General features: G+C 41.2%; 11 protein-coding genes. All 11 read right to left on the bottom strand.

Features of this window, described 5'->3' with window-relative positions; genetic code table 11:
- Positions 1-498: TlpA family protein disulfide reductase (locus ACTB1O_RS03120; RefSeq protein WP_462993680.1), on the bottom strand; the 498-nt coding region annotated here is incomplete at its 3' end.
- Between the two features lie 79 nt (positions 499-577).
- Complete coding sequence (locus ACTB1O_RS03115; RefSeq protein WP_462993679.1) at positions 578-1,270, bottom strand: DUF4013 domain-containing protein; 693 nt, start codon at positions 1,268-1,270, stop codon at positions 578-580.
- Positions 1,271-1,375: 105 nt separating this feature from the next.
- The gene (locus ACTB1O_RS03110; protein WP_462993678.1) at positions 1,376-3,214 is read right to left on the bottom strand and encodes a threonine--tRNA ligase; all 1,839 of its coding nucleotides are present in this window, start codon (positions 3,212-3,214) and stop codon (positions 1,376-1,378) included.
- 53 nt (positions 3,215-3,267) lie between these two features.
- On the bottom strand, positions 3,268-3,834 hold the full coding sequence (dcd, locus tag ACTB1O_RS03105; protein WP_462993681.1) for a dCTP deaminase: 567 nt from the start codon (positions 3,832-3,834) through the stop codon (positions 3,268-3,270).
- 191 nt (positions 3,835-4,025) lie between these two features.
- A complete protein-coding gene (locus tag ACTB1O_RS03100) occupies positions 4,026-4,739 on the bottom strand; it encodes an RNA methyltransferase (RefSeq protein ID WP_462993677.1) in 714 nt (237 codons plus the stop codon).
- Positions 4,740-5,429, bottom strand: a complete 690-nt coding sequence (locus ACTB1O_RS03095) for a phosphoglycerol geranylgeranyltransferase (RefSeq protein ID WP_462993676.1) — start codon at positions 5,427-5,429, stop codon at positions 4,740-4,742.
- A 16-nt stretch (positions 5,430-5,445) separates the two neighbouring features.
- Complete coding sequence (locus ACTB1O_RS03090) at positions 5,446-8,241, bottom strand: DNA topoisomerase I (RefSeq protein ID WP_462993675.1); 2,796 nt, start codon at positions 8,239-8,241, stop codon at positions 5,446-5,448.
- Positions 8,242-8,250: 9 nt separating this feature from the next.
- Positions 8,251-9,696, bottom strand: coding sequence for an Asp-tRNA(Asn)/Glu-tRNA(Gln) amidotransferase subunit GatB (gene gatB, locus ACTB1O_RS03085; RefSeq protein ID WP_462993674.1), 1,446 nt, complete (start codon positions 9,694-9,696; stop codon positions 8,251-8,253).
- Complete coding sequence (gene gatA / locus ACTB1O_RS03080) at positions 9,697-10,992, bottom strand: Asp-tRNA(Asn)/Glu-tRNA(Gln) amidotransferase subunit GatA (protein ID WP_462993673.1); 1,296 nt, start codon at positions 10,990-10,992, stop codon at positions 9,697-9,699.
- A gap of 2 nt (positions 10,993-10,994) precedes the next feature.
- A complete protein-coding gene (gene gatC, locus ACTB1O_RS03075; protein ID WP_462993672.1) occupies positions 10,995-11,264 on the bottom strand; it encodes an Asp-tRNA(Asn)/Glu-tRNA(Gln) amidotransferase subunit GatC in 270 nt (89 codons plus the stop codon).
- A gap of 13 nt (positions 11,265-11,277) precedes the next feature.
- On the bottom strand, positions 11,278-12,258 hold the full coding sequence (locus ACTB1O_RS03070) for an asparagine synthase C-terminal domain-containing protein (RefSeq protein ID WP_462993671.1): 981 nt from the start codon (positions 12,256-12,258) through the stop codon (positions 11,278-11,280).
- Positions 12,259-12,261 lie beyond the last annotated feature (3 nt).

The raw sequence follows: 12,261 nt of genomic DNA, 5'->3' as shown, positions 1-12,261 counted from the left end.
TGGAGGACTGATCCCGGACAGTGAATATGAAAAGAGATGGATGGAAAAAGAGGATTCTCCATCAATATAACGAAATATTTCTTCTGAATTTGTGGTTATTGCGTATACTCCCTCAAGGACAATGGTGTCTCCGGCAAAAAGGACAGGATATGAGGGATAAGGCAAATTGTAATTGTCTCCTAATATAAAAAGGAGAGTTCTGTTCTCTGATGAATTGTATGTATCATAGTAATGGATTTTAACATCCGGATATTTCCTGGAAATTTCCTCAATTACAGGAATTGCCCTGTGGCATGCACCGCAGTACCTGCTGTAAAAAAAATTCACTGATGTGTTTGCAGTATTAATTTTATTTTCAATATATTCAGCATATGAATATTCAGGACTAAAATTGCCTGATGAACCTGTATCTGTTGCAAAAGCAGATGGTGAAAGAATTATAATTGTAATTATTGAAATCAGGAGAATTATTATCTGCCTTTTCAGAATAGAGGTCATTTAAGAATAATATTTGCAGACTCAGGTATTAAATGTTTGATTTAAAAAAAAGTTTTCCTGGAAAAAAATCTGCTGAATATCAGGCCTGAATGCCTGCTTCATAGATGTTTTTCATGTAATATGCAACAAACACTGATAATAGCGGTGTTAAAATTATTGCAAAGATTAGCCCCAGATATGGAATCATTGCTAATACTAATATTATTATTACATAGATGACTGCAATAAACCATAGAAGAATGAAGTAGCCGATGTATCCAAGCCATCCGACACCTTCGTTAATCTGTTTGTTTATAGCTCCTAAGTTAAATGCTTCTCCTATACTGTTTGTTTTTCCAAGGCGTACAAGCCCCATATACATGAAGAGTGTCAGAAGAAGAATAACAACACCTGTTATGAGAACACCTGTCAGGAGTGTGCCTATAAGTGCCATTATTTCTTCAGTATTACCTGTTGTAAAAAATCCCATGGCTGCAGGCATAATTGCAACAAAGCCTAATATGACTGCAATAATGATTGCAGGTATCATATACAGGATGGCGACAATATTGTATTTCCATCCGTCAATGAAGAGTTTTCCCCATTGATTGACTTCAGGTGCAGCGTCGCTTCCTGAAAATACTCTTACAATATAACCGTTTAATACAGGAACAATTCCAAGTGTGATTAACTGGATGAATGTACACACGATTAAAAGAACCCATTTCATCCATTCTCCGACAAAACCTTCCTTTGTACTGGAAAAGGCACTGCCAATAATATCTTTGACCATAACTTATCACCATTTGAACTTTAGGTTTAAAAAAATGTATCTTCTTTGGATTTAAGATATTCGCCTTGTTCCTTCAAAAAAAGGGAAAAAATGAAATTATTGGTTTCAGATAAATCTTGGTTTCATTGATAGTTTCTTGGGAGTATAAAGCGGTCTTACCGGATTTCCCTCGCAGTCCTGTTTTACACGGGCAATAAGCTCATCTGAATTGGATTCAATTTTCACCGGCTTTTTCGGCTGTGACTCTTTTCTTATTGTTACTGTAAGTTTTCCTGATTCGAGTTCGGCATCGCCGACGACTGCAACGTAAGGAACCCAGTCCATTCCTGCTTCCCTGACTTTTTTGCCGACGCTCTCTTCACGGTCATCCATATCACAGCGTATACCTGCTTTATTCATATCCAGGCAGACTTTCTCTGCAAACTCAAGATGACGCTCTGCCACAGGCACTATTCTTACCTGTGTAGGTGAGAGCCATACAGGAAGCATAGGAACAGTCTGTGATGCTGTGTTTTCAAGAAGTGCGCATATTACACGTTCAACCGACCCTGTCGGTGAGCAGTGAATTATAGGCGGATATACAACCTCGTTTTCAATGTTGTAATATTTTATATCAAAGCGTTCCGCACTCTCGACATCTATCTGAACAGTCGGGTTTTCAATAGGCCTTCCCTGTCCGTCGATTGCCGCAAGATCCACCTTTGCAATCCAGTAGTGAACGCGGTCTGAAAGCGTCTCAATAAGCAGAGGTGTTTCTGACATTCTGACAATCTTTTTGACCCATTCCTCATGGTCTTTATAGAAGTCTTCTGTGCAGCGGAATATTCCGGCGAGAGGATACTCAAAGTCCTTTCCTGTCTGCCATCCCATCATAAGCTGTTCTTCGAAGCACTCAAGTGTCTGGTCCATATCCGCACACAGTGAGTGCATATCAGGCATTGTAAATGCACGAAGACGCTTTAATCCGATACATTCACCTTTCTGCTCGTGACGGAATGAGTATGTAGAGAGTTCATACATCTTCATCGGAAGAGTATTTGGGGAGATATGCATATCGTGCATAATTGAAAACATCCCAAAACATGCCGCAAAACGAAGCATCATACTGCGATTTCCTGATTTGAAGCGATACTGCCTTTCTCCGAATTTGCCGGCGTGCTCGTTTATTGCGGCATTTCCGAGATCATACATCACAGGCGTCTCGACAGGCATTCCTCCGTAATCAAGAACCAGGTTTAAGACATAATCCGAGAGGAGATCACGCACAATCTTTCCGCGTGGCATCCAGCGGTGATGACCAACATCAGATAACGGCTCATAATCAACAAGCTCCTTTGAGCGCATGAGTTCAACATGTAGCGGTTCCCCGCCCTGCTCGACTCCCATGCCTGTCTCTTTTTTAATGAGTTTTCCAAGAGGTGAGTCGTCTGCGTAGTCTTTATAGTCTTTTTTATCACCTTCGGGTGTAAGAACGAAGAAATTGTGGGTGACTGCTTTTTTCTCATGCTTCTCTTCAGCAGCATCTCCAGGGACAATTGTCTTTGAAAGTTCGGATAGCGGGTGACCTTTGCAGGATAGTGTGAATGCCTTGTACCATCCGAAAGGTGCACGCTTTACTGTAAAGCCTGTATCTTCTCTGCATGCCTCTTCAATTCCCTTGAGAACTTCTATGGCAGCCTTTGGTGATGAGAGGTCGCTTGAGAGATGCGCATATGGATATATCATCACATTGGATGCTCCAAGTTTTCCTGCTGTCTCTAATATCTCTTCTTTTGTTTTTGAGATTACGTAAGAGATATTTTCTTCGTCTACAGATTCAACAGCGCAAAAAACTGTGAGCGCCTCATCCAGTGAGTCTTCGAGTATTACCTCTTCCTCTGCAACAGGGGTTTTTTTCTGTGCGATGTATTTGATATTGTCAGAATGAATTAACAGAAGTCGCATTTTTTGTGTCTCCGGTGTCCTTAAAATTGGTTTTTTTTCTATTTAGGTTATCGTTACTTTATGGCATCCTGCTTTTTATTTTCATGATACCTTGAGAGAGTGGCATTTTTCTGGTTTAGGTATTTTGCGTCGCCTTTTGACCCGTAGGGGTGAAGAGAGCGTTCTGTTGTGTAAAAAACAAGTTGTCCTATTGGCATTCCTGCATAAAGACGTACAGGGCGCTGGTTTGCATTGCAGATTTCAAGTGTGATTGTTCCGCTAAAACCTGCATCAATCCATCCTCCTGTCTGATGGAGGGTAATTCCAAGACGAGCAATACTGCTTTTTCCTTCGATTGTGGCAACAATATTGTCCGGGAGGGTTATTGCTTCATATGTTTCTGCAAGAACAAACATTCCGGGATTGATGTCAATATATTCTGCATTCATCTCCGAGACATCCGAGCATATTGAATCGCCGTCATAAGGGTCAATTACCTCATCACTCTCTTTATACCATACGAAATGGTCTCCAAGGCGTATGTCAATGGAATTTGGCTGTATGAATTTTGAGTCATAGGGATTGATACCAATAAAACCCCTTTCAATACGGTCTTTTATCTGCCAGTCAACAAGGATCATATTTACCATCAGATATTGGCATGATGATTGGTTAAAATTTCCTGATATGTTTTCTTAATCTGATATAAATTAAGGATTGATTTTTGAATGATTATATGGTGCAGGGAATTTATCCATCACTCATTGATCTCTCTATAAAATTTAGACTGTCTGGTGGTAAAAGGGATAAAATCAAAAAATAGCTGTAATTTTTACTTTTTGTCTTTCGGGTTACCCTTTATCTGGTTTTCAGCTTTTCTAAGGAGACCATGAAATGCCGAGACCTCACGGATTGTAAGCGCAGTCCTTCCAAAGATCCTTCTAATCATTATAAGAGTGTTTTCTCTTTTGTATTCCGGATGATTAATAGTCTCTAAAAACGTGCTGAAATGTTCATAAAGTGCATCTGTTTCTATCCTTGAGGCAATTTCGTATGTTCCCCTCTGGATGTTTGCAAGTTCATAAACGATAATTCCAACGGCATGTGAAATATTTACAATAGGATAAACCTCTGATGCAGGTATTGTGCATATTATATCGCATTTTGATATCTCTTCGTTTGAAAGTCCCCAGTTTTCCCGGCCGAACAAAATAGATACTCTGCCATCTGTTTTCTCAAGAATTTCTCTTAATTCATGAGGTGTATAATATGGCATACGCATTGAGGTTGAAACCGTCTTTGAGATCTCACCTGTCGTTGCAACAAGCACATTACTTTCTTTTATCACTTCGTCAAGAGATGAAACATGTCTTGCGTTTTCCAAAACATCTCTTGCATGTGAAGAACGTGCAATAGCTTCATCACCTATGGGAGGCGGATTTATCAGAGTCAGTCTTGAAAAACCAAAGTTTTTCATAACCCTTGCAGCAAATCCGATATTCCCCTCATAAAGAGGTTCACAGAGCACGATTTCAATTTCAGGCATTTATTTAACAGCACACACTGTTTCTTTTAATATTTTTGCGCCTTTTTCATAGACTGCATTTCCAACGACAATTGTATCAGCATATTTTGCCATCTCAGAAGCCTTTTTTCCTGAATTTATACCGCCGCCGTAATAGAGGCGTGAATTTTCGAGTACTTCTGATACAGCCTTCACTATTGCAGGATTTCCGTATGTTCCGGAATATTCAATGTACACAACCGGGAAATTGAAGTATTTTTCAGCAACGGTTGCATATGCACAGACATCTTCAACCGGAAGGTCGCACACTGCTCTTGTAACTTTTCCCACAGATGATTCAGGATTTAGAACAATATAGGCTTCAGGAACAACCATGTCCCACCGGATATTTTTATCTTTTTTAACCCAGTATTCATGTTTTCCAAGAATCCATGTGATATCCGGTGTGTTTAGCACGCTTGGAACAAAAAGCCCTTTTACTCCCTCAAATATTGCTCCGCTTGGATCTGCGGGTTCAATAACCATCGGGACACCGTATTCCTTAACCTGTTCACGGAGGCAGGTGAGATTCTCTTTTGTAACATTCAGAGTTCCGGACAGCATCAGTGCGTCTGTGCCGCTTGTTACTATATCTTCAACTGTCTCTTTGGGGATTTCCTTGTCGGGATCGAGTTTTGTTATATGCTTCCAGTTTTTCCAGTCGTTTTTCATTGTCATTCACCAGATATCAGATCTCTGCCTGTAGTTGTTTTATTTTATCTTCCGATATTCCTGCCTTTTTGGAAAGAAGAACTGCATTGGCATTTTTTAATGTAATAATATCTGTTATCCCTGCAAAAAATAGCTTTTCAATCAGGCTTTCTCCAACTCCTTTTATTGTGAGAAGTTCTGCTTTACCTGCTTCAAATGCTTTTTTGGTTAATTTTTTGGGAAGAATCACACCTCTTGCATTGCATACCATTCCTGCGTGTTTATAGACTGTGTCAATATTAATTCCGGTTTTTAAGCTAAGATATGCCGGATGAATAAAGCAAAAGTCTTCGGGTGAAATAAAGCCGGCTTCCATATATTTTTTAAGACTGACTGCCGGGACGCCGTAACTTCGTAAAAGTTCTTTGTTATGGACACTTCTGGCTTCATAAATCAGACTTTCTGCTTCCTGTTCGCTTAAAAACATCTTTTTTAGTGTTTTTTCGTCAGATTTTGATAGGTCTGCGATATTGTTTATTCCTGATTCAATAATGGCATTTAAGACCTTTGCATGGCTTCTGCCTCTTCTTGGCGGAATAATTTTTCTGACGAACTTTCTAAGTTCTGATCTTTTTCTCAGAAGTTCAAGTATCTCTCCAGCATTTGTTTTAAGAATATCCACAAATTCTTTGCTTACGTTTAATTTTTCCAAAAGGATTACTGAATCCATATTTGCAATTTCATATACTGAGTATATGTGGACAGAATGGAGTTTTTGAACAAGTTCTTCTGTCATACAGGGCATGAGCCTGATTGATTCAAGATTGGAGTCTATATGATTGCATAACGGGCACCCGATATCCCATGGTCTTGAGCCTTTTCTGATCAGTTTTATGTAGTTTAATCCGTGAATGTCACATGTTTTATCTTCTTTTATTGCCCTTCCCCATTGTGCCGAAGGAAGACCTATATTGAATGAACAGTCAGGATACCCGTTACACCCGATAAACTGGGCCATCCCTTTTGAATTTCTGATCATAAGACTCTCCCCGCAGATCGGGCATTTACCGACGATCCTTTCCTCGGCTGTTTTTTCCATGATTTCGCTGCCGATGTTGTCCTCGTTTGCCTCAAGTTCGTCGAATATCCTGTGAAGCATTTGTTTTGATTCATCGACAACATTCCCTTTAACTCTCTGACCCTTTTTGATATCCTCCATATGGGATTCCAGAGTGCGGGTCATGTCGGGTTTGGTTATAAGCCCTGCATAATTTTCAAGGGTTTCTGTAACGGCTTTCCCTACAAGTGTCGGCTTTAGGGGAGACTCCTCAACATAACGTCTTGAGATAAGTTTTCCAATTACCTCATGGCGTGTGGATTTTGTACCGAGGCCAAGCTCTTCCATCTGCTGGATTAATTTGCTCTGTGAGTAGCGGGCCGGTGGCTGTGTCTCTTTATCCTCAAGAATAATCTCTTTTACAGGCAGATTTTCGCCGACAGCAATCTCAGGCAGAATCTGATCTTTTGCCTGGCTGTATGTGTATACATGCCTGTAGCCTTCGGTCTCAAGTATCTGTCCTGTGGATGTGTACTCCTCTCCGCCTGCGTCAAAAAGAATTTTTAAGGTTTTCCATCTTGCATCAGGTGAGAGGGTTGCAAGGAAGCGCCTTACAACAAGTTCATAGACCTTCCATGTCCGTTCGTCCATTTGATCAGGTCTTGCCGGACCTGCCGGATGAATAGGCGGGTGATCTGTACTTGATTTCTTTCCTCTGGTCGGGGTTTGCCTTTTGTTATTTTCAACCCATTCTGCTTCTTTTTTGAAAGGTGTTCTTTTAAGATCTGATAGTATTGCATCAAGTTCCAGTGAAGGGGGATAGATTGTATTGTCAGTTCTCGGGTACGAGATAAAACCGTTCATGTAGAGCTCTTCTGCAATTCTCATTGCATTGGAAGCGCTAAAACCCAGACGGCCGGCGGCAACGATAAAAGCGGTTGTATCAAAAGGAGTCGGTGCAGAGTCGTTTTTTGTCCCTTCCCTGATATCGGTTACTAAAAGTGGCTCTTTTGTACTTTTTTTTGCCTTTTCTGCTTCATCAAAGTTCCAGAATTTTCCATTTGTATGCCTTGCGTCAAATGCCTCACCTGTCTTTTCAGTTGTAACACTTAGCATCCAGTAGGGTTCGGGAATAAAGGCCTCTATCTCTTTTTCCCTGTCAACAATCATTCCAAGTGTCGGACTCTGGACACGACCCACACTAAGAATATTATTCCCTCCTCTTTTTGCGGCAATGGTAATAAAACGGGTCAGGGAAGCACCCCATACCAGGTCTATCTCCTGCCTTGCTTCTCCTGCTGCAGCAAGACTGAAGTCTATCTCCGTCGGGTTTTCAAAGGCGTTTATAATTTCCTGCCTTGTAATAGCGCTGAAAACAGTCCTGTTTATTTTCACTTTCTTGTTTGCGGATCTGACTATCTCATATGCTTCTTTTCCGATTAATTCTCCTTCACGGTCATAATCGGTTGCTATTGTAACAAGGGTCGCCTTTTTTGCATATTTTTTTATGAGGGCCACTATCTTCTTCTCAGTAGCCTTTTTGATCATTCCCGCTTCGATAAGAGTCCTTGGAGTATGCACCTCGCTTCGCCAGTTTGAGTAACCTTCTTCAAAATCTATCTCCACGACATGTCCGCGAAGACCTATTGATACAGATTCGTTAAAATGATAGGAGTTGACTCCTCCTTTTTTATCTGCGGTTACTTTACTGCTGCCGGCTAAAAAACCGGCTATTCTCTGGGCTGCTATATTTTTTTCAGCAATTATCAGGTGCATGAGAAAGAATCACTCCAGTCCTGTGATATATTCCATTATTGATTTGTTCAGACTTTTAGGATCTGCACGACCCTTTGTCTCTTTCATAATCTGTCCCACAAGGAAGTTTATGGCATTTCCTTTCCCGCTATGATAATCGGAAACAACCTGTGGATTCGCTTCAATTACTTTTTTGATAATCTCTGAGAATTCATCATCGCTTCCCTTTGAGAGTCCCATTCTTGATACAACGTCAGAGGGCATCTCACAAACACTTTCGTTTTTGATCTGGTCCAGAATTATTCTTAAGACATCAACTGCAACCCTGTCTGTTATCTCTTTGTCTTTGAGAAGGACAATAAGGTCTTTGAAATTGTCTTTTGGAACAGAGTCTATCTTCATATCGCGATAATAGAGTTCTCCCAAAAGAGTGTCTGCAACCCATGTTGAACAGAGAACAGGATCACAGGTAGCTATTTCTTCAAAAAATATTGCTACTCTGATATCTCCGGTCAGTGTTTTTGCATGGTTTACAGAGACTCCGTATTGTCTGATAAATCTCTCACGTCTTGCATCGGGCAGTTCGGGCAGTTCGATATCCTTAACCCATGATTTGACCCTTAACGGGCGCAGGTCCGGTTCAGGGAAGTAACGGTAGTCGTTTTCGTCCTCTTTGCTTCTTGAGCCTGTTGTAATTCCTCTTCCTTCCTGGAAGTGTCGGGTCTCCTGAACAATCCTCTGCCCTCTTCGGATCATGTTTCTCTGGCGAGTAATCTCAAATGTAAGTGCTTTTTCAACACCCTTGTATGATGAGATGTTTTTACATTCCACACGATTGTGACCTTCAAGTGAGATGTTTGCGTCAACACGTATGGCACCTTCTTTCTCACCGTCAAAGACGTCCAGGTACTCAAGAGTTGAACGCAGTTTGTTCAAAAACCGCCTTGCTTCTTTTGGAGATGAAAGGTCAGGCTCTGTTACTATCTCGATTAAGGGTATTGAGGATCTGTTGTAGTCAACAAGAGAATAGCCTGCCCTGTCTCTTGATGTCTTGTGAACAAGTCTTCCAGGGTCTTCTTCTAAGTGAATTCTTGTAATTCTTACCTCTTTTTCATGACCTTCATCATCATCCACAGTCATAATGCCTGTTTCTGCCACAGGTTTGTCATACTGACTTATCTGATATCCTTTTGGAAGATCAGGATAAAAATAATTTTTACGTGAGAATTCCGAAAATTCGGGAATTTCAAGGTTTAATGCCTTCGCAACCTTTAGTGCGTATATAACGGCCTGTTTGTTTAATTTTGGAAGAGCGCCTGGGAGTCCCAGGCATATCGGGCATACGTGGGTGTTGGGTTCATCATCCCGATAATCAGTCGAGCATCCGCAGAAAAGTTTTGTTTTTGTATTTAACTGGCAGTGTATTTCAAGACCAATTATTATTTTTAAGTCTTTGACATCCTTTGTTTCAGTCAATTATGCCACCTCCTGTTCGTATGCAAACGCAGCGTCGATTACCGATTCCTCATCAAAATGTTTTCCGATAATCTGAAGTCCGACCGGCATTTTATCAATCTTTCCACATGGAACTGATATTGCGGGAACACCTGCGAGGTTTGCAGGAACAGTGAGGATGTCACTTAAGTACATCTCAAGAGGATCGCTTTTTTCACCGATTTTGTATGCAATGTTTGGCATAGTCGGGCCTGCAATAAGGTCAACATCTTTTAGGATGCGAAGAAAATCTTTTTTTATGTTACTCTTTGCAATCTGCGCTTTTGCATAGTATTTGCCGTAATATCCGGCTGATAGTGCAAATGTTCCGAGAAGAATTCTTCTTTTGACCTCTTCGCCGAAGTTTTTACCTCTGTAATCCCTGTACTCGTTATGCCAGCTTCTGACAGTATCTATCTTCGGACCGAATCTGACACCGTCGAATCTTGAAAGGTTTGATGATGCCTCACTTGTGCATGTAACATAATATGCCGCTATCGCGTATCTCATGCCTGGAATGGAACATTCAACAGTCTCGGCTCCAAGAGCTTCCATCTTTGAGATTGCATTCATTACGCATTCTGAAACTTTCTCATCAACACCTTCTCCGAAATATTCCTTTGGAATACCAATCTTTTTGCCTTTCATTCCGTCTGAAGGCGTATGTGAATAAGGTCTGTTGTAAGCGGTTGTGTCATATTTGTCAGGTTTAGAGATAACTTCCATTAATTTTGAGACATCTGAGACATTTTTTGCCATAGGTCCAATCTGTTCAAGAGAGTTTGAATATGCTATGAGGCCGTAACGGGAAACGCGCCCGTATGTTGGTTTAAGTCCGACAATTCCGCAGAATGACGCGGGACATCTGATAGAGCCGCCGGTATCGGAACCCAGTGCCATCTGAACCATGCCGGATGCGACTGCCGCAGCGCTTCCTCCTGAAGAACCACCTGGAACACGTGTTATGTCACAGGGGTTTGTGGTAACACCGTAGGCTGAATTTTCGGTAGTAGTTCCCATGCCGAATTCATCCATATTTGTTTTGCCGACAATTGCTGCACCTTCATTTTTCAGAAGTGTTACAACATGTGCGTCATATGGGGGAATGTAGCCTTTGAGGATTTTCGAACCGCAGGTGGTCTCAATTCCTTTTGTTGATATATTGTCTTTTACAGCAACAGGCACTCCGGAAAGTACCCCTTCACCAAATGCAGAACTTTTGGTTATTGTGATAAATGCGTTGTTTTTATCCTCCACATCAAAGATGTACTCCTCCATTTCTACATCACCTTTGGTGCTTTTATGTAGCCGTCTTCTGTTTCATTTGCATTAGAAAGGGCATCTGCCTGTGACAGAGAAGGTGTAACCTCATCCTCACGCAGGACATTGAAGAGTGTTTCTTCTTCAATCTCCTCTGTTTCAACAGTGTCTAAAATGTCAAAGTATTCAAGAATATTGTTGAACTGACTGGTAAATCCGGCCAGTTTATCTTTTTCTATTGATATATCGGCAAGTTTTGCTATGCCTTCTACTTCATCTTCCAGAACCATTATTCTAAGAACCTCAAATTAAGTGATCTATGTACCGTTGCACCGAGTTTTTATAACCGTTATCCCGTGCAAGTTTCTGAATTTCTTTCATTATACCACTGCCGTATTGCATGGCTTTCTTGCCATAGAAGGCAAAATCATCAGGCATATGCATGGAAGCAACCTTCCGAAGGGGGTATTTTCGTATGCCTTCATGAACCATATTATCAGGGGGTAATGCCTTTGCAGCGCGCAAAACTCTTACATCCAGATAAGGACAGGATATATATGTGCTGTTTTTTTCAGCAACTGCCTGGTCACGCCGCCCCTGCCTTTTGAGACTCTCAAAGTCGTTTTTCAGTGTATTTTCTATACATTCAGTTTCAAGATATCTTGCATATCCTCCAAATAATTCATCGGCACCCTGGCCCGCTATGACTTTCTCATAACCGTTCTCACGCGCCCACTTTGTGACAAAGAACATAGTTGTTGCAATTGATGCCTCAACCGGAGTTTTTAATGGGATTATCGGGAGGACAGTTTTTAATGCCTTTCTGACATCATCTTTTGGAATTTCGATGAAATGTGTTTCCTCAAGTTCGAGGCCGGATGCGACTTCCGTTGCATGTTTAAGGTCATGTGAACCTTTCAGACCTACTGTAACGCATGGTCTTTTTGCAATTTTTGCTATAAGTGCTGAGTCAACACCGCCTGAAAATGCAACAACGCCGTCACTGCTTCTGAGGTTTACGGCCTTCTCTATTGCTTTTTCAAGAGGGAGCATCTCCGGTTCAGGGTTTATGCATCCTGATTCAGTTCCATTGCAAAAAATCTTTCCGGCCGGGCAGTCTCCCGGAATAATACCCAGATGATCCCTTGCCATGCAGTCATCCCATTTCAGGAAAAATTCCCCGCCGCAAACTGATAATTTCTCCGGGTTTTTTAGAACTATTTCTTTTATCTCTTTTTCAGAAAGTATGGTTCCGTCAACTTCCATCCATCCGCGAATCTTCATAAT

The sequence above is a fragment of the Methanomicrobium sp. genome (assembly GCF_055145805.1).
Note: the sequence above shows the minus strand (reverse complement) of the source record. Positions and strands in the feature narration are given on the sequence as shown.

Bases quoted from the DNA above. Each gene is read 5' to 3' on its own strand.
- ACTB1O_RS03115 (WP_462993679.1), bottom strand. From the start codon at position 1,270: ATGGTCAAAGATATTATTGGCAGTGCCTTTTCCAGTACAAAGGAAGGT.
- ACTB1O_RS03110 (WP_462993678.1), bottom strand. From the start codon at position 3,214: ATGCGACTTCTGTTAATTCATTCTGACAATATCAAATACATCGCACAG.
- dcd (WP_462993681.1), bottom strand. From the start codon at position 3,834: ATGATCCTTGTTGACTGGCAGATAAAAGACCGTATTGAAAGGGGTTTT.
- ACTB1O_RS03100 (WP_462993677.1), bottom strand. From the start codon at position 4,739: ATGCCTGAAATTGAAATCGTGCTCTGTGAACCTCTTTATGAGGGGAAT.
- ACTB1O_RS03095 (WP_462993676.1), bottom strand. From the start codon at position 5,429: ATGAAAAACGACTGGAAAAACTGGAAGCATATAACAAAACTCGATCCC.
- ACTB1O_RS03090 (WP_462993675.1), bottom strand. From the start codon at position 8,241: ATGCACCTGATAATTGCTGAAAAAAATATAGCAGCCCAGAGAATAGCC.
- gatA (WP_462993673.1), bottom strand. From the start codon at position 10,992: ATGGAGGAGTACATCTTTGATGTGGAGGATAAAAACAACGCATTTATC.
- gatC (WP_462993672.1), bottom strand. From the start codon at position 11,264: ATGGTTCTGGAAGATGAAGTAGAAGGCATAGCAAAACTTGCCGATATA.
- ACTB1O_RS03070 (WP_462993671.1), bottom strand. From the start codon at position 12,258: ATGAAGATTCGCGGATGGATGGAAGTTGACGGAACCATACTTTCTGAA.